Here is a 16,746-nt window from a genome sequence, read left to right as displayed (position 1 = left end):
TCGTGCACCATCCTGGCCGTACCCCACCCACCTCTTCCGGGCCACTACCCGAGGTCACCGGTCGCCCATCATGCAAATACCGACAGTTGTCCGCAAGACACGCTGGTGCAGCTCGAGCGCACCCGCCAGCGTCCGCGGTCGGCGCTACCCTGACCCCGAGGTCACCCATGGGAAGCATCACGGCGTACGAGATCGCGGCGGGCAAGCGCTACCGCGTGCGCTGGCGCGATGACCAGCAGAAGCAGGTCGAGAAGAAGGGCTTCCGCACCAAGAAGGACGCCGAGCTCTACCTCGCGCACACCGAGGTCTCGCGCTCGAACGGCTCCTATACCGACCCCGGTGAGGCGCGTATCACTGTCGGAGCGCTGGGCGTCGAGTGGCTGCGCAACAAGAAGCACGCACTCAAGGCTTCCTCGTTCAGCTCCTTGAACACGTCGTGGCGGGTGTATGTCCTCCCCCGCTGGGGCGACGTTCGGATCGGAGACATTCGCGCGTCGCACGTGGAGCAGTGGATCCGAGAGCTGTCGGAGGGCACCGCGACGACGACGCGGACGAAGAGCGCGAAGGCCGGCGCAAGCCCCCGGTCTGCAAGCGTCGTCTATCGCGCGCTCGGCGTGCTCGCCGGCATCCTTGACACAGCTGTGCGCGACGGACGCATCCCTCGAAACGTCGCTCGCGGCGCTCAGAATCTGCCCCCGAAACAGTCCCAGAAGCCGCGTCGCTACCTGACCCACAGCGAGGTCGTTCGCCTCGCCGAGGCGACCAACAACGACACGCATAGGACGCTGATCCTTCTGCTCTCGTACTGCGGCCTCCGGTGGAGCGAAGCGATCGGCATGCACGTGAGCGACATCATCTTCCCGAGACACCGAATTCAGGTGCAGCGAGCGGCGGTCGAGGTCGAAGGCAAGATCGTGCTCGGCACACCGAAGAACTGGGAGCGCCGGCTGGTGCCATTCCCGGCCTTCCTGGAAGAGCCGCTGGAGCAGCTGTGTCGCGGCAAGCGCGCCGACGATCTGGTCTTCACCGATCTGCAGGGCAAGCATCTGCGCCGCGCGAAGACGCAGCACGGCGTGAACTCGTGGTTCACCACGGCGCTCGACCTCGCCGACATCGAGCGGCTGACTCCGCACGACCTGCGTCACACCGCCGCGAGCCTCGCGATCTCGTCGGGTGCGAACGTCAAGGCCGTGCAGCGGATGCTGGGACACAAGTCGGCGGCGATGACGCTCGACACCTACGCCGACCTCTTCGACGACGACCTCGCCGACGTGGCCGAACGGATGAATCAGGGTGGGCTCAACGCGAACGTCGCGCGGCTCTGGGAGACCTGACGGGGCGTTTCGTCTCGCTGCGCTCGCTCAACGACCGACGGCGCATGAACTGCAACTAGCGGCTTTCGGACACGCTTTTCGACCTATATGCGCCAGAAGCTTGTGGGCGATTTGTGGGCGACTCGGTATCGCGCCGCTCATCCACGGGCGAAGAAAAGCCCCGCGATCCCTACTCTCGTAAGGGATCGCGGGGCTTCAACTCCGTGACAGCGGCAGTGGAGATGGGGGGAATCGAACCCCCGTCCATCGCTGGGTCGCTGCGGCTTCTCCGGGCGCAGTCTGTGCAGACGTTCTGCTCGGCCCCGACCTTTGTCACAGACACCTAAGTCGACGGGCCCAGCCTGGAAAGAGTCCCGCGTGACGTCCAGACGCCGTCACGCAGCAAGATCCCTAGATGACGCCAGTACCCGTGACGGGATCACGCACGGACTGACGGACTATCGGGCTCGCTTACGCAGCGAGGGCGAAGTCAGACTGCTTCTTATCGGCAGTTATTGGTTTGCAGGGGGCGTTCACGAGATAACCCTGCATCCTCGGCCCGCTTCACGCAGTTACGCAGACGATGTCGAAACCGATCATCCCCGTGCGTTCCTTCGTGCGAAGGACCGTTGTCACACTGTGGAGTTGCCAAGCTCGGATCCGATGGAATCCGAGCACATCAGAATACAACGGATGCGCGGCATCCGCCATTCCCGCACGTCACACCGATTCGAGCTCGCCGCGCACGATCGAGTCGCCCGAATGCGTGGGATCACCGTCGAGAGGCTCCTCGGAGATGTCCACGAGCACGTACTCGTCGATATCGACGTCGTCAGGAATCGCGAAGGTGCCTTCCGATCCCTCTAGCACACCGAGGCTCACGATCGCCGACGCGTCGGCGGTGATCAGCCACACCTCGCGGTAGGCGTCGGTGCCGGCGGCATCCGCGTCGAGTTCGACCGTGATCCGACGCTCACCATCCGGGTCCTCGACGACGACCGCGGTGCCGGCAGCACCAGGGTGACCCGGGAACGCGTCGAGAGCGGCCGCGGCAAGCTCCGTGGGCGCCGGGCGGAGGATCGAGGTGACCCCGACCACGACCAGAACGGCGGCCACCGACGCGGCCAGCGCGAAGACGACCTTCGTCCAGCGTCGCGTTCCCCGCTTCGGTTCGGGCGTCTCGTCTGAATCCGACGCCGCCGGGCCGTCGACGATGTCCGCCGCGGGCGCCACATCGATCGTGGCGCTGTCGGTGTCGACGTCGGGCGCCGAGGCGGCCGCCATTCCGACCTCGGCGGCGATGCGCTCCCACACGCGAGCCGGCGGCGCCTCGAGGTCGCCGACGGTGAGCGTCGAGCGTCCCACCAGCACGGCACGGCTGAGCTCGGTGAACTCCGTCGCGCACAGGCTGCACTCCTGCAGATGAGCCGACTCATCGGGATCGGCGTCTTCGCCCAGCGCGATCAGCGCCAGCCTCTCGGCATCAAGATGCGACATGACTCACCTCCAGTCGTTCTCGCAGTCGCTTCAGACTTCGCCTGATATGGCTCTTCACGGTACCCAACGGCATGTCCAGCCGATGGGAGATCTGGTCGTGCGTGAGGTCGTCGTAGAACGCCAGCCTCACGACTTTCTGCGCGTCCGGTTCCAGTCGGTCCAGTTCGTCCGCCAGCAGGAGCCTGTCGGCCAGGTCGATCTCCGACCCCACCAGGCTGTCGGGATCGGTGTAGTGCTGCATCTCCTCCTGGAGCCGCCTCACCCGCGCTCGCGCCTCATGCGTGTCGGCGATCCGCCGCCGGCAGATCGTCACCAGCCATGTCGACAGCTTCGCCTTGTCGGGGTCGTATCTCTCCCGCGATGTCCAGGCCGAGACGAAGGTCTTCTGGGTGACATCCTCCGCATCGCCTCGATCACCGAGCGAGCGCAGCGCGAGGGTGAAGACGACCGCCGACCAGCGGCGGTAGACCTCTTCGAGCGCGCGGTCCTCACCTCTGCGGAACCGCTCGCACAGGTCGCGTTCGTCGGGATCCACAACGCCACCCCCTGCCTCTCGGGTCACCACCTCGATCGTCTCAGGCGGGTGCGGCGATCGCCACCACATTGTCCTGGTACCGGCCGGTGGCGGAGTCGAACGCCCCGCCGCAGGTGATGAGCACCAGTGTTCCCTCTCCCTCCCGCGAGAACAGCTCGTTGACGGGCAGCTCCGCCTTCGGGTAGTAGGTGACGCTCTCGAGAACGTACGGATGCACGACTCCGTCGGCGTCCGCGACTTCGATCCGCTCCCCTGCGCCGAGGTCGCGAAGGCGACTGAACGGCCCGATCGGGTAGCCGGGGGCATCCACATGCGCCGAGATGACCGTGTTGCCGGTCTCACTCGTCGGATCGGACCCCCACCGGTACCAGCCGGCGATCGCGGGATCCTCGGGCAGCTCCATGAACCCACCCTCCTCGACGCCGACGTCGACCACGGGCACGTCGACCCCGATCGACGCGATGCTGACCGATGTCGGAGGCACCGCGCGCCGCGGCGGCGAGGGGGTCGCCGCCGCGACCGGCACGTCGACCGACGCCGTCGGTGCGGGTGCCGCCGAAGTGCGGACAGGTGCCGGTGTCACCGTGGGGGATTCGGTGACCGACTCCTGTCCGCACCCGGCCAGGGCAAGAACGATCGCGACGGGGGCGAGGCCCGTCGCGATCGCCTTGCGGATCATGCGGGTTCTCAGCGCTCGGCCCGCTTGCGCGAGACGACCACGGCCGACGTGGCGATCGCCGCAGCGACACCGAAAGCGCCGACGATCAGGAGGGTCTGCATCATCGCGTCGCGCTCGGCCAGCTGGCCGCCGGAGCCGGACGGAACACCGTCGGGAGCCGAGTGGAGCCCGTCGATCGTCTGCACGGCGAGGTCGAGGTTGTCGTCCTCGAGGCTGCCCCACGCGTAGACGATGGTGAGCACACCTTCTTCGACGGCGACGTCGGCCGGTCCGATCACCGGGTCGGTGGTGCCGGTCGCAGCGACGGATGCCTCGATCGTTCCCGCGGCGAGATCGAGGGTCGCCTCCTCGGGGTTCGCGAGGTTCTCAATCACCGCGGTGCCTCCCACGAGCACATCCACAGCGGGCGCCGCGGCGTCGTGGCGTACGGTCAGTCGGCCTTCTCCCGGAGCGGTCTCGGAGATGTCGTTCACATACGGGGTGACCGTCGGCTCGCCGCCCTCGGTGAGGTGGGCCACCGCGGTGTAGCTCGTGTTGGCTTCGAGGGTGACGCTGACGGGACCGAGGATGGGGTCGCTCGCGTCGGCCGCATCGGTCGCCGTCAGAGCGACTTCGTAATCGCCCGCCGCGAGGTCGAGCGGGCCGGCGAGGTCGCCGGGCTGAAAGTCGTCGAGGGTCAGTTCGCCATTGACGTAGACGTCGACGGGGGTGTCGGGGATGCCATGGAGCACCGACAGGTCAGCGGTGGTGTCCGAGATGGCGTACGCGGGGGCTGCCAGACCGAAAGCGGCGATCGCTCCGGCGGTGATACCCGCTGCGAGGGTCTTACGCACGATAGTCCTCCTTGGAATCACGGGCGGCTGGGCACCGCCTCATGCCTATGTGTTCCGGGAGGGTGTGCGATTCGGATGCAGGTGGCGGATATTTCGCTCGCCGCCGGCGTGGCGGAGGCGATTATCTGGTTGCGGGAAGCGACGGGGCCTCATCCGACGTCGTGCCGGCGACCATCGGGGCGATCACGGTCGCCGACGCGACGGCGGCGAGGCCGGCGACGACCGCGACCGCGACGGTGGCAACCAGCATCTTCAGCGCGGAGGTCTTCATCGCGGGTCACGTTATCGTGACCGTCGGCATCGCGTCCACCTTCGCCGCCAACCTGTGACCCGCCCGTGAGGGGCGACCCGTCAGCCCGAGCGGGTCACTCGCCGAGGCGGTTGCGGGTGCGCATGGCCCGCTCGGCCTCGCGCTTGTCCTGACGTTCGCGCAGCGTCTGACGTTTGTCGTACTCCGCCTTACCCTTGGCGATCGCGATCTCCACCTTCGCGCGGCCGTCGCTGAAGTACAGACGCAGCGGCACGAGGGTGTAGCCGCCGGCCGACGCCGCGTGGCCGAGACGCTCGATCTCGTCCTTGTGCAGCAGCAGCTTGCGGGTGCGCTTGGCGGAGTGGTTCGTCCAGTGGCCCTGCGAATACTGCGGGATGTTCACCGCATCCAAGAACGCCTCGCCCTTGTCGATGAAGGCATAGCCGTCGGTGAGATTCGCGCGCCCCTCGCGCAGCGACTTCACCTCGGTGCCCATGAGCACCAGACCCGCTTCGTAGGTCTTCTCGATGGTGTAGTCGTGGCGGGCGCGACGGTTGGTCGCGACGACCTTCTCTCCGCGTTCCCGGACCATGATGACTCCTCGTATGACGGATGCCGCTCGAGACGGCAGCCCATCAGTCTAGCAAGCGTCTCACGCCGTGCTCGGGCGCGGTCAGGCGCGCAGCCAGCGCCGGATCGCGAAGCTCGCCGAGAGGGCCGCGAGCACGGCGCCGATCACGATGAGAACGGGCACCACCAGCAGGGCATCGCCGACGTCGACCCACGTCGTGACGAACTCCACGCGCCCGCGCAGGTAGTCCTCGACGCCGAAGTGCACTCCGGCGAGCACGGCGCCGCTGGCGAGCACGGAACCCAGCAACGCCGCGAAGACGCCCTCCAACACGAACGGCGTCTGGATGAACCGGTTCGACGCGCCCACCAGGCGCATGATGCCGAGCTCTCGTCGTCGGGCATACGCCGACAGCCGGATGGTCGTCGCGATCAGCAGCACCGCGGCGACGAGCATGAGCACCGCGATGCCGACCGCGATGTAGGTCGCGACGGTCAGCGCGGAGAAGAGGGGGTCGAGGTACTGCAGCTGATCCGCAACCTCTTCGACGCCGTCCATGCCGGCGAAGGCCTCGATCAGCACGTCGGACTGACGCTGGTCGACGAGGTTGATCCAGAAGGTCTGGTTCATCTGCTCGGGCGAGATGATGTTCGCGTAGTCCTCGCCGAGGAGCTCCAAGGCGTTCGCGTACGCTTCATCCTGGTCCTCGAAGCGCACATCGCGGATCAGAGGCGCCAGCGCGGGACCGTCGAGGGTCTCCTCCACCTGCGCGACCTGGTCCTCCGTCGCGACGCCGTCGGCACAGGTGGCCGTCTGCTGCGAGACCGATGTGCACATGTACACCGCGACCTGGGCGCGATCGACCCAATAATCGCGCATCGTTCCGATCTGCATCTGCATGAGCATCGCCGCGCCGACGAAGGTCAGTGAGACGAAGGTGACCAGCACCACGGACACGACCATCGAGGCGTTGCGGCGCAGCCCGCCGAGAGCCTCGGCGAGGACCAGACGGAATCTCACGACGTCGGCCCCACTTCGTCCTGATCGCCCTTGCCGAGACCGAGGCGGTCGGCGACACCCAGCTCCTCCACCTCGACCTCGGCGATGTCGATGACCGGCACCGGCTGCGTGCGGTGCCGGCGTTCCTCGGATCCCGGTTCGGCCTCCGATGGGGCTGCCGGCGTCTCGGCGACGGGCGCGACCCCGGTCGTCTGCGGTTCGGGAACGGATGCGGCAGGGCGCGCCGGGGCGACGGCCGGCGTCACCGGCTCGGCCGCAGAAGCGGGCTCGGGCGCCGGCGCGGCAGCGGGAGCCACCGGTGTCGAGGGATCCGCAGCGGCGGGGGTCGCGCGGCGGGCGATGGAGGCCGCCGCCTCACGCTGCACCTCGAGGACCTCGGTGAGCGCCGCCACCGCGGCCGCGCCGCGCACCGGCTCGGGCGCGAGGGTCGGCAGGCCCGACGTGTCGCCGTAGCCGCCGTGACTGTCGTCCCGAACCATCGCACCGTTCTTCAACTCGATCACGCGGCGCTGCATCTGGTCGACGAAGTTCGCTTCGTGCGTGGCCATGACCACCGTCGTCCCTCCGGCGTTGATGCGGGCCAGCAGCCGCATGATGTCGATCGAGGTGCCGGGGTCGAGGTTTCCGGTCGGTTCGTCCGCGAGCAGCACCTGCGGACGATTCACCAGGGCGCGAGCGATGGCCACGCGCTGCTGCTCTCCTCCCGAGAGCTCGTGCGGCATCCGCTTCTCCTTGCCGGCCAGGCCCACCAGGGCGAGCACCTCCGGCACCGCCTGCTGGATGAAGGCGCGGGAGGAGCCGATCACCTGCAGGGTGAAGGCGACGTTCTGGAAGACGGTCTTGCCCGGAAGCAGGCGGAAGTCCTGGAACACGGCGCCGACGTGACGGCGGAAGTAGGGAACCTTGCGACTGGACAGCGTGCGCAGGTCACGTCCGAGCACGACGACGCGACCGTCGCTCGGCACCTCCTCGCGCAGGATGAGGCGCAGACACGACGACTTCCCCGATCCCGACGCGCCGACGAGGAAGACGAACTCGCCGCGGAGCACCTCGAAGTCGACGTTGTCGAGCGCGGGGCTCTTGGTGCCGCGATAGCGCTTGGTGACGTTCTCGAACCGGATCATGGCGAGACGAGCCTAGGCGAGCGCATCCGTCACACCCTCAGCGACACCCTGGCTCGCCCGTCACATAACGAATAAACAGGAACGGGGTCACGATCACCGGCCATCACCCCGGATGTGGATTCGAGGCCGCACCGTCGAGCCAGAGCGTGTCGACCGCGTCGCGGTGCGAACCGTCTGTGCCGACGTGCTTCGCATCGATGCGCTCGCCCTTCGTGATCACATGCACGAGCGCCATGCCGTGTCCGCGGCCGAGGCCGTACTCGTCCTTCAGCCAGGCGAGGATCGGGGCCGCCTTGGTCTCCGGTCCGAAGCCCCTCTCGGTCGCCCTCACGATGAACTCTCGCGGCGTGACACCGGTCTTGGCCTCGATGTTGTCGAGATACGCCTGGAACGACATGGTGACTCCTCCGATGCGGTCATGCGAAGGCTAGCGGATACCGCCGAAGCGGCCGAGATATCAGTCGTCGTCGTCTTTGCGCTTGCGCCACCGGATTCCCGCGGCGATGAAGCCGTCGAGGTCGCCGTCGAACACCGTCGCGGGGTTCCCGACCTCGTGACCGGTGCGAAGGTCTTTCACGAGCTGCTGGCCGTAGAGGAAGTAGGAGCGCATCTGATCGCCCCAGCTGGCGGTGATGGTGCCCGCGAGCTCCTTCTTCTTCGCCGCTTCCTCCTCCTTCTGCAGCAGCATCAGGCGGGTCTGCAGCACCCGCATCGCCGCAGCGCGGTTCTGGATCTGCGACTTCTCGTTCTGCATCGAGACCACGATGCCGGTCGGGAGGTGGGTCAGCCGCACCGCCGAGTCGGTCGTGTTGACCGACTGACCGCCGGGCCCCGAGGAGCGGAACACGTCGACGCGGATGTCGTTCTCGGGGATGTCGACCTCCTGCGCCTCCTCCATCACCGGAATGACCTCGACGGCGGCGAAGCTCGTCTGCCGCTTGTCGGCGGCACCGAAGGGGCTGATGCGGGCGAGCCGGTGCGTTCCCGCCTCGACGGACAGCGTTCCGTAGGCGTAGGGGGCGTCGATCTCGAACGTCGCAGACTTGATCCCGGCGCCTTCGGCGTAGGAGGTGTCCATGACCTTGGTGGAGTAGCCGTGGCGCTCCGCCCAGCGCAGATACATGCGCAGCAGCATCTCCGCGAAGTCCGTCGCGTCGTCGCCGCCGGCACCGGATCGGATGGTGACGACCGCGGCGCGTTCGTCGTACTCGCCGTCCAGCAGCGTCTGGACTTCGAGCTGGTTGACGACGTCTTCGAGTTCAGCGAGCTCGTGACGTGCCTCCTCGGCGGAATCCTCGTCGTCCATCTCGACAGCGAGCTCCACGAGAACCTCGAGGTCGTCGATGCGCTTCTCGACCTCGGTGACGCGCTTGAGCTCGTGCTGACGGTGGCTGAGAGCGCTGGTGACCTTCTGCGCGTTCTCCACATCGTCCCAGAGATCGGGAGCGGCGGCGGCGTCGCTGAGCCGGGCGATCTCCTTCTCGAGCGCGTCGACATCGACGACGGCCTTGATATCGGAGAAGGTCGAGCGCAGGGCCTGGATGTCGGCGGACATATCGAGTTCAAGCATGACGCTCCAGCCTACCGCCGTCGGGCCAGCTGCCGCTGATCCGCGCTCGTGGGACCGCTCCCCCGAGGGCGCGCCCGTGGCGCGGTATCGTCGGGAGCACCATGGCCGAATCCGCGGGACGCATCCTCACGCGCTTCGCGCCGATGATCTACGGCCCCACACTGCTGTTCGCCCTCGGTGAAGGAGCGGTGATCCCGCTCATCCCCGTCATCGCCGCAGAACTCGGCGCGAACGTCGCGGTGAGCGCGCTCGTGGCCTCGTCACTCGTCATCGGCCAACTGGCCGGCAACATCCCCGCCGGCTACGCCGTCGCGCGATTCGGAGAACGGATCACGATGGCCGCTGCGGGGCTCATCGGACTCACGGGAGTCGTGGCGATGGCCCTGGCCCCGGTACTGCCGGTCTTCGCCGCATCCGTCTTCGTCATCGGACTCTGCGCCGCCGCCTTCGGCCTCGCCCGCCACTCGTTCATGACCACACGGGTGCCGCTGTCGTTCCGGGCACGCGCGCTGTCGCTGCTGGGCGGGACATTCCGTCTCGGCATGTTCGTCGGTCCGTTCATCGCCGCGAGCCTGCTGGCTGTCTTCGGGGACGAGCATGCCGCCATCTGGTTCTTCGGCGCGTGCCTGATCGCGACCATCCTGCTGGTGCTGTTCGGCCCCGATCCCGAGACCGCAGTGCCCGAGCGCGGTCGCCCGCGGGTGAGGACCGACGAAGACGGCGACCGCGAGGACACCGGCGAACCCGTCTCCGGGACCATCCCGGTCGGCGGGCGACAGGGGGTGTTCGCGACGATGTGGCGCTACCGCGTCGTGCTGTCGCGGCTCGGACTCGCGGCGGCGTCCCTCTCCGCCGTGCGATCGGCCCGGCAAGTCGTGCTGCCGCTGTGGGGCGTGTCGATCGGGCTCGACGCGCAGACCATCGCCCTCGTCGTCGGCATCTCCGGCGCGATCGACTTCGCCCTGTTCTACGCCAGCGGTCAGGTGATGGACCGTTTCGGGCGTCTGTGGGCGGCGCTTCCGTCGATGGTGCTGATGGGCGCCGGTTTCGCCGCTCTCGCGGTCACCCACGACGGCGCGCAGTCCGCGATGTGGTTCGCGATGTTCGCCGCCGTGCTCGGTGTCGGCAACGGGCTGTCCAGCGGCATCCTGCTCACGCTCGGTGCCGATGTCGCTCCCCCGACGGATCCCGCCCCGTTCCTCGGGTCGTGGCGCACGCTCACCGACGCCGGCGGCGCGGCCTGCCCTCTGCTCGTCTCGGCGGTCACCGCAGCGGCATCCCTCCCGGTCGCCGTCGGCGTCGTCGGCCTGATCGCATTCGCCGGAGCCGGCGCCTTCGTGCGGTGGGTGCCGCGATTCGTGCCGAGGTCGCGATGAGCTCCGACGTGCCGTCCAGCACGGGCGCGTCCTCACACAGCACCGTGCACTTCTGCCGCAGCCGCCATCGCGGGCGACGATGCACCCGGCCGCTGGATCACCCCGGTCTGCACCGGCACCGCGCGATCCTGTGGGCCGGTGCCGCGGCAGACCCCCTCCGCTGTGCCGGGTCCGGCGCACAGGGCCGGGCCGCCACGCCTCTGGCCGACGGATGGCCCCACGGCCGTGCCCTCTGCCCGGTCTGCCTCCGGTTCGTCTCACTCGTGAACGACACCCTCGCCGCGCACGACACCTCCGATCCGGCCGAACCGGCATCCGAGGCCCTCCGCCGACGTGACTGGTTCAACACCATCGGCTGGTGAGCGCGGATCCTGACGCCCCGCCGTGCCGCCATCCCGGCTCCCGCCGTTCCAACTCCCGCCATCTCGCCGCCTCGGCTCCCGCCGCCGTACCGGACCACTCCGCTGTGTCTGCCGCCACCGCCGTGCCACAACTCAGGCTGGCCACCGGATCGGGCCGCGCACCAGAGGCGTGTCGGCAGCTCGCGCCGCTTCCAGCCTGAGTTGATGCACAACAGCGGCGCGAGCGAGTTATCAGCGCCTTGACAGGCAAGCTAGCACTTGCCTATTGTGATCGGCGTGGCCGACATCTATGCGGCGATCGCGGACCCGACGCGCCGGCTCCTCCTCGACGAACTCGCGCGTGCCGATGGGCAGAGCCTGTTCGAACTGTGCAGCCGGCTCACCATGACTCATGGCGTGAACTCGAGCCGTCAGGCGATCTCGCAGCACCTGGCGGTGCTCGAATCCGCCGGGCTGGTGAGTTCCGCGAGGGTCGGGCGCACCAAGATCCACCACCTCCACACCGAGCCGTTCCGTGAGATCACGGAACGGTGGCCGATACCAGCGAAGGATTGACATGAGCATCCGCATCAACCTCACCAGCGTGTTCGTCGACGACCAGTCGAAGGCCCTCGCCTTCTACACGGGTGTGCTCGGTTTCGTCGCGAAGAACGACATCCCCCTCGGCGAGCACCGGTGGCTCACCGTCGTGAGCCCGGATGATCCGTCGGGGCCCGAGCTTCTGCTCGAGCCTGACGCACACCCGGCTGCGCGCACGTACAGCGCGGCGCTCGTGGCCGACGGGATCCCGGCCGCTTCGTTCACCGTCGACGACGTCAGGGAGAGCCACACGGCGCTGTCGGGGCGAGGGGTGACGTTCACGCAGGCGCCGGTGGCGATGGGGCCGGTCGTCACCGCCGTGCTCGACGACACGTGCGGAAACCTCATCCAGCTCACAAGTCCCGCCTGACCGCAGCCTCGCCTGACCGCACACGGCGCACACCGCCACACCCACGCCGGCCCGTCATCGACTCGCTTGTCAGCGGAGCACGGTGCGACTGGTCGCTGTCGACTCCAGACGCACTCCGTCCGGGACGAACAGGGTCACGACGGGTGGATGCCAGACACCGGCGACAGTGACTCGCGAGGATACCCCGTCGGGTGAGCCCGCCGACACGATCGCCGCGTCGGAGCCGAGCGCCCCGAGGAACGTGGACGCCTGCTCAGCGACCGCAGCATCGGTCAGCCGCGCGGTCGGCTCGCCCCCGACGGTGGTGAAGACGAACCCGTCGGCGCCCGCGAGTGCGGCACCGTCGGCGAGCGCGTCCACGCGCTTCTGCGCGAGGTAGAGGCTCGTCGCGTCGACGCACACGAGCACCAAGACGAGGGCGAGGACGACGTAGCCGAGGGTGAGCGGCAGGATGCTGCCCTCCTCGCCCGCGGCTGCGCGGCGCCATCGAGCCGACCCTCCCCCACGAGGCTTCGTGACCTCACACGATGCGCGACTCATCCCGCACTCCACGTTCGCGACACCTTCTGCGCGGAGGTGGCCTCGACCGGCACGCTGGCGAGGCGATCCAGCCCAAGCACATCGGGAACGAGCGGAAGCGCGACGGTCGCCGACACGGTGACCACCACCAGGGCGCCGGCTTGCGGACAGTCACCGGCCGGGCGACATCCGACCTCGACGCGCACCGCGGCCGGATCGATGCCGTACTCGTCGACGACCGATGCCAGCACCCGCTCGACCCGACCGGCCGCGGCGCCGGCATCCTCGGCCGTCGAGATCGCTCGCGCGATATGACGCGCAGCGGCCTCGGTGCCGAGCGACTGATGCTGAACGAGCGACAACGTGATCACCAGGTAGATCAGCGGCACGAGCATCAGCAGACCGACCACGATGAACTCCAGCGCCGCCGAGCCGGCATCGTCCGCGACGACACGCGTCGCCCTCGCGTGCAGCCACCTGAGAGCCGTTGCGGGCGTCGCCGTGGACCGCGGCTCAGTCGAAGCTCTCCAGGGGCGCATGCGCGGTCACCTCCATCCCGTGGGGCAGGCCGAACAGACCCGCCAGCGGCAGCGTCGCGCGCACGGTCACCGCAACCGCCGGGTGTCCGAGATGGGAGGTCTGCGTGACATCGACGTCGGCGGCGTACTCCGCCCCGACCGTTCGCGAGACGATCTCACGCGTGCGCGCAGCGCCCTCGCCCAGCGTCGTATCGGCGAGCGCCGCGCGGTGCGCGCCCTCGGCGGCGGCGTCGTGGACGACGTTGCGCACGTACAGTCCGACGCCGAGTTGCAGCACGGCCAGCGTGAGGGCGGTCAGGAGCACGCCGACGAGCACGAACTCGACCGGCGCCGAACCCGTGTCATCCGCGAGGGCGGCCGCGATGCGCCTGCGGAGCCTCGTCACCGGGTCAGAGACCCGACACGCGGTTGATCGCCTGCTCGAACAGACCGGCCAGCGCCGGACCCGCGAGCGCCCAGATCACCACGACGAGCCCGGCCGTCATGAGCGTGATCAGCACCCAGCCGGGCACGTCACCGGTCTCGTCCTCCAGGGCGTCGGCAATGCGCGTACGCACGGCGACCTCGAAGCGGCTCCAGATTCGCAACATCCGATTCTCCTTCTGTGTCATCCGACCCCCAGCCGCAGCATGAGGATCCCGGGGAAGACCGCGAACAGAACGCTCAGCGGCAGGATCATGAAGACGAGGGGCACCAACATCGCGATCTCCTTGCGTCCCGCACTCTCGATGAGCGCGCGCTTGGCGTCTTCGCGGGCGTCGGCGGCCTGAGCGTGGAGCACGTCGGCGAGCGGCGCACCACGGTCGATGGCCGCGACGATCTGATCGACGCTGCGTGTGAGCGCGGGAAGCTCGAGCCGATGCGCCATCGCCGCGAGGGAATCCGCCAGCGACGACCCCGTGCCCACCTCCACCACCGCGGTCCGGATCTCGGCCGTCAGCTCGCCGGCGCCCACCGACGACACGCGACGCAGCGAGTCGAGCATCCCTTCGCCCGCCGAGAGGCACAGCGCGAGGAACTCCAAGACCGTCGGCACTTCTTCGCTGATGCGCGACAGTCGGGCGGACGCCGCCCGCGACAGCCACACGTCGCACCCGAAGTAGGCGATCGCCCCACCGACGACCGGCAGCAGAAGGGATGCGGCTCCCCCGCGTCCGAGCAGAACGAGCGCCACCGCGAACACACCGCCGGCCGCGAAGCCGGCGAGGGCACCGCCGAGCTGCCTCGCCCGGAACGTGGTGACGTCGACGCGCCACCCCGCCTGCCGCAGGCGCCGCTCGATCGCCTCCGACGAGCCCACCACGCGACCGAGCGCGTCCGCGAGGCGTCGTCCGATCGTGCCGGCGTCCCACGCGGGAAGGCCGCCCCCGTCGACGACGACACCGCGCGGGTCCACGACGTCGCGCACGTACGGGGCGATCCGGCGCGACAGGCTCGGCGCCCCGATGCGCGGAGCCCGCGCGAGCACGAAGCATGCGCCGAGCCCGAAGGCCGTGCCCAGCACGATCGCAAGCGCCAGTTCCGTCACGCCCGTCACGCGAACCACCGCCGCGGCTCGGGAAGACGGCCCAGCCGGATCATGACCCGGTAGGCCACGACGGACATGACCGCACCGACGACGATGAGCACCACGCCCTCCGGGCTGCCGTACGCCTGCGCGCCCTCGGGCCGCAGCGCGAGAAGACCGAGGATGACCCACGGCGCCGTCACACCGAGGACGGCGGCACCGCGCACCCACGACTGACGCGCCTCGACCTCCGCCCGCAGGGCGGCGTCAGCGCGCACCGATGACGACAGCGCCCGCAGGACCGTCGTGAGCTCCGTCCCTCCCACCTGACGCGCCATGCGGAGCGTCTCGATGATGCGGTCGGCGACGGGATCTCCGAGGTTCTGCTTCAGGTGAGCGGCGGCGGAGTCGAAGTGGCCGGAGGCGGCGATGTCGCGCGCGAAGACGGCGAAAGCCGGGCGCAGCGATGCCGGCGCTGAGTCCGCGAGCGCCGCGACCGCGTCCGGAAGCGACATCCCCGCCCGCACCGACGCGATCAGCAGATCGCACACATCGGGCCAGAGACCGCGACGAGTGCGGCGCAACCGCGTGCGCCGCGACCGCAGCCAGGCGACGGGAGCGAAGGCGGCGGCGACGCCGGCCACCACGGCGAGCGCGGCGACCTGGGTGATCAGCCACGCGAGTGCACCCGCGACCAGGGCGCACAGCCCGCCGACGGCGACGACGCTCGTGGGCGCCACCCGCGCGAGGCCCGCTCCTTCGAGCAACGAGGACACGCCCCCGGTCACCGCCGCCGGCGGCTTCGGTCGCTCCGGCCAGACCCAGGGGGAGATCGCCAGCAGGATGCCGGCTGCCAGGGTCGCACCCCAGATCCAGGTCACGGCGACACACCCTCAGCGCGATACAGCGTCTTCGCCGCGATGCCGCCGCCGTCCACGCCGGTGGGGGCGACGATCTCCACCACGCGACGCCGGCCGTCAGGCTCTCGACGGCAGTGCGCCACGAGGTGCACCGACGAGGCCACGGCCGGCTGGATGAATCCGGCGTCGATGTTGCGACCGGCCAAGAGCGGGAGGGCGGCCAGCTTGGTCAGCGCCTCGCGTGCCGAGTTCGCGTGAATGGTCGCGGCGCCGGGCACGCCCGTGTTCAGCGCCAACACGAGATCCAGCGCCTCCGCGTCGCGCACTTCGCCGACCACGAGGCGATCCGGCCGCATGCGGAGCGCCTCCTTCACAAGGCGTCGCAGGCTCACCTCACCGCTGCCCTCCAAGCTCGGCTGCCGGCCCTGCAGCGACACGATGTCGGGGGCTTCGACCGCCAGCTCGAACGTCTCCTCCACGGTCACCACGCGCGTCTCCGGCGTGCAGGCGGCGATGATCGCTCCGAGGAGCGTCGTCTTGCCCGCGTGGGTCGCACCCGACACGACGATGCTCCGACCGGTGCGGACCCCGTCGAACAGGATCTCCGCCGCCTCCGGGGCGAGCGACCCGGTCCGCACGAGCTCCCGCAGGTCGCGCAGGCTGGGAGAGAACTTCCGGATGTTCACCGCCCAGTGACGACGCGTGATGTCGGGGATGACGACGTGCAGCCGGGAGCCGTCCGGAAGCGACGCGTCCACGAACGGCTGCGAGAGATCGACCCGGCGACCGGTCGAGTGCAGCATCCGCTCGATAAGATCGCGCACGGCGACGTCGGTGAGGGTGAGAGGCACCCGTTCGGCCACGCCCGCGCGAGCCACGAAGATGCGGTCCGGCGCGTTGATCCACAGCTCCTCCACACTCGGATCGTCGAGGTAGACCTGGAGCGCGCCGAACCCCGACACCGTCGCGAGCACCTGCCGCACGCACGTAGCCTCGTCATCGACCGGGCGAAGCCCGCGGGCGAGAGCGAAGTCGTTGTGGCGTCGCACCTCGGAGCGGGCGATCTGCGCCGCCCGGTCCGGTTCACGCGATGGGTCGGCGGCCTCGCGCCGCAACCGCTCGCGCACACGCTCGGCCACCGACACGGCAGGATCGGCGGTCAGGGTCACCCGGGAATCCTCGCAAGTCCGGGCGCGGGGCCGTGTTCGTTATCCACAGGTGCGCCATGCGAGCGGGCGCGCG

22 protein-coding genes and 1 other RNA gene are annotated in these 16,746 nt (G+C 69.2%); 5 read left to right on the top strand and 18 right to left on the bottom strand.

From position 1 onward, the window contains the following. Window positions 1-167 precede the first annotated feature (167 nt). Window positions 168-1,334, top strand: a complete 1,167-nt coding sequence (locus IM777_RS06725; protein ID WP_194385019.1) for a tyrosine-type recombinase/integrase — start codon at window positions 168-170, stop codon at window positions 1,332-1,334. A 213-nt stretch (window positions 1,335-1,547) separates the two neighbouring features. Here the strand turns inward: IM777_RS06725 and ssrA are convergent. From ssrA to prfB, 11 genes are all read right to left on the bottom strand, one after another. Then, window positions 1,548-1,917: a transfer-messenger RNA gene (gene ssrA, locus IM777_RS06720) on the bottom strand. 116 nt (window positions 1,918-2,033) lie between these two features. Beyond that, entirely contained in the window at window positions 2,034-2,810 is a 777-nt protein-coding gene (locus tag IM777_RS06715; protein ID WP_194385018.1) for an anti-sigma factor, read from the bottom strand. Continuing rightward, on the bottom strand, window positions 2,797-3,372 hold the full coding sequence (locus IM777_RS06710) for an RNA polymerase sigma factor (protein WP_228480984.1): 576 nt from the start codon (window positions 3,370-3,372) through the stop codon (window positions 2,797-2,799). The genes IM777_RS06715 and IM777_RS06710 overlap by 14 nt, the downstream gene beginning before the upstream one ends. A gap of 13 nt (window positions 3,373-3,385) precedes the next feature. Then, window positions 3,386-4,024 (bottom strand): class F sortase, encoded by a 639-nt coding sequence (locus IM777_RS06705; RefSeq protein ID WP_194385017.1) that lies wholly within the window; start codon window positions 4,022-4,024, stop codon window positions 3,386-3,388. 8 nt (window positions 4,025-4,032) lie between these two features. Beyond that, complete coding sequence (locus IM777_RS06700) at window positions 4,033-4,857, bottom strand: DUF4397 domain-containing protein (RefSeq protein WP_071043017.1); 825 nt, start codon at window positions 4,855-4,857, stop codon at window positions 4,033-4,035. A 121-nt stretch (window positions 4,858-4,978) separates the two neighbouring features. Next, the gene (locus IM777_RS06695) at window positions 4,979-5,128 is read right to left on the bottom strand and encodes a hypothetical protein (protein WP_176759355.1); all 150 of its coding nucleotides are present in this window, start codon (window positions 5,126-5,128) and stop codon (window positions 4,979-4,981) included. Window positions 5,129-5,222: 94 nt separating this feature from the next. Continuing rightward, window positions 5,223-5,699, bottom strand: coding sequence for an SsrA-binding protein SmpB (gene smpB, locus IM777_RS06690; protein ID WP_071043015.1), 477 nt, complete (start codon window positions 5,697-5,699; stop codon window positions 5,223-5,225). An 81-nt stretch (window positions 5,700-5,780) separates the two neighbouring features. Beyond that, window positions 5,781-6,698 (bottom strand): permease-like cell division protein FtsX, encoded by a 918-nt coding sequence (ftsX, locus tag IM777_RS06685; RefSeq protein ID WP_071043013.1) that lies wholly within the window; start codon window positions 6,696-6,698, stop codon window positions 5,781-5,783. Next, window positions 6,695-7,822: a cell division ATP-binding protein FtsE gene (ftsE, locus tag IM777_RS06680; protein ID WP_194385016.1), complete on the bottom strand. Its 1,128-nt coding sequence runs from the start codon at window positions 7,820-7,822 to the stop codon at window positions 6,695-6,697. Before ftsE ends, ftsX begins: the two co-directional genes overlap by 4 nt. A gap of 103 nt (window positions 7,823-7,925) precedes the next feature. After that, entirely contained in the window at window positions 7,926-8,219 is a 294-nt protein-coding gene (locus tag IM777_RS06675; RefSeq protein WP_194385015.1) for a DUF4287 domain-containing protein, read from the bottom strand. A gap of 60 nt (window positions 8,220-8,279) precedes the next feature. Beyond that, on the bottom strand, window positions 8,280-9,392 hold the full coding sequence (gene prfB, locus IM777_RS06670; protein ID WP_194385014.1) for a peptide chain release factor 2: 1,113 nt from the start codon (window positions 9,390-9,392) through the stop codon (window positions 8,280-8,282). 101 nt (window positions 9,393-9,493) lie between these two features. On the opposite strand from prfB, the gene IM777_RS06665 reads away from it, so the two are divergent. The 4 genes from IM777_RS06665 to IM777_RS06650 all read left to right on the top strand — a co-directional run bounded on the left by IM777_RS06665 (window position 9,494) and on the right by IM777_RS06650 (window position 12,079). Continuing rightward, a complete protein-coding gene (locus tag IM777_RS06665) occupies window positions 9,494-10,768 on the top strand; it encodes an MFS transporter (protein WP_194385013.1) in 1,275 nt (424 codons plus the stop codon). 8 nt (window positions 10,769-10,776) lie between these two features. Continuing rightward, entirely contained in the window at window positions 10,777-11,130 is a 354-nt protein-coding gene (locus IM777_RS06660) for a hypothetical protein (protein ID WP_228480983.1), read from the top strand. Between the two features lie 276 nt (window positions 11,131-11,406). Continuing rightward, window positions 11,407-11,685 (top strand): ArsR/SmtB family transcription factor, encoded by a 279-nt coding sequence (locus IM777_RS06655; RefSeq protein ID WP_194385011.1) that lies wholly within the window; start codon window positions 11,407-11,409, stop codon window positions 11,683-11,685. 1 nt (window position 11,686) lies between these two features. Then, entirely contained in the window at window positions 11,687-12,079 is a 393-nt protein-coding gene (locus tag IM777_RS06650; RefSeq protein WP_272872950.1) for a VOC family protein, read from the top strand. A 69-nt stretch (window positions 12,080-12,148) separates the two neighbouring features. Here IM777_RS06650 and IM777_RS06645 read toward each other — a convergent pair whose 3' ends face one another. The 7 genes from IM777_RS06645 to IM777_RS06615 are packed head-to-tail and all read right to left on the bottom strand — an operon-like array spanning window position 12,149 to window position 16,673. Beyond that, window positions 12,149-12,619 carry a pilus assembly protein TadG-related protein gene (locus IM777_RS06645; RefSeq protein WP_194385010.1) on the bottom strand — a complete coding sequence of 157 codons (471 nt, stop codon included), beginning with the start codon at window positions 12,617-12,619 and terminating at the stop codon, window positions 12,149-12,151. Then, window positions 12,616-13,137 carry a TadE/TadG family type IV pilus assembly protein gene (locus tag IM777_RS06640; protein ID WP_194385009.1) on the bottom strand — a complete coding sequence of 174 codons (522 nt, stop codon included), beginning with the start codon at window positions 13,135-13,137 and terminating at the stop codon, window positions 12,616-12,618. The genes IM777_RS06645 and IM777_RS06640 overlap by 4 nt, the downstream gene beginning before the upstream one ends. Beyond that, window positions 13,112-13,522, bottom strand: a complete 411-nt coding sequence (locus tag IM777_RS06635) for a TadE/TadG family type IV pilus assembly protein (protein ID WP_228480982.1) — start codon at window positions 13,520-13,522, stop codon at window positions 13,112-13,114. Before IM777_RS06635 ends, IM777_RS06640 begins: the two co-directional genes overlap by 26 nt. 4 nt (window positions 13,523-13,526) lie before the next feature. Further along, window positions 13,527-13,727 (bottom strand): hypothetical protein, encoded by a 201-nt coding sequence (locus IM777_RS06630; RefSeq protein ID WP_071042990.1) that lies wholly within the window; start codon window positions 13,725-13,727, stop codon window positions 13,527-13,529. A gap of 17 nt (window positions 13,728-13,744) precedes the next feature. Continuing rightward, window positions 13,745-14,674 (bottom strand): type II secretion system F family protein, encoded by a 930-nt coding sequence (locus tag IM777_RS06625; protein ID WP_071043373.1) that lies wholly within the window; start codon window positions 14,672-14,674, stop codon window positions 13,745-13,747. Next, window positions 14,671-15,525 carry a type II secretion system F family protein gene (locus tag IM777_RS06620; RefSeq protein WP_071042988.1) on the bottom strand — a complete coding sequence of 285 codons (855 nt, stop codon included), beginning with the start codon at window positions 15,523-15,525 and terminating at the stop codon, window positions 14,671-14,673. Before IM777_RS06620 ends, IM777_RS06625 begins: the two co-directional genes overlap by 4 nt. Then, complete coding sequence (locus IM777_RS06615) at window positions 15,522-16,673, bottom strand: TadA family conjugal transfer-associated ATPase (RefSeq protein WP_228480981.1); 1,152 nt, start codon at window positions 16,671-16,673, stop codon at window positions 15,522-15,524. Before IM777_RS06615 ends, IM777_RS06620 begins: the two co-directional genes overlap by 4 nt. Window positions 16,674-16,746: the final 73 nt, after the last annotated feature.

Origin of the sequence: Microbacterium luteum (assembly GCF_015277875.1) — a bacterium.
GTDB lineage: Bacteria > Actinomycetota > Actinomycetes > Actinomycetales > Microbacteriaceae > Microbacterium > Microbacterium luteum.
The sequence above is the reverse complement of the archived record's forward strand: the minus strand, read 5'-3'. Positions and strand labels throughout refer to the sequence as shown.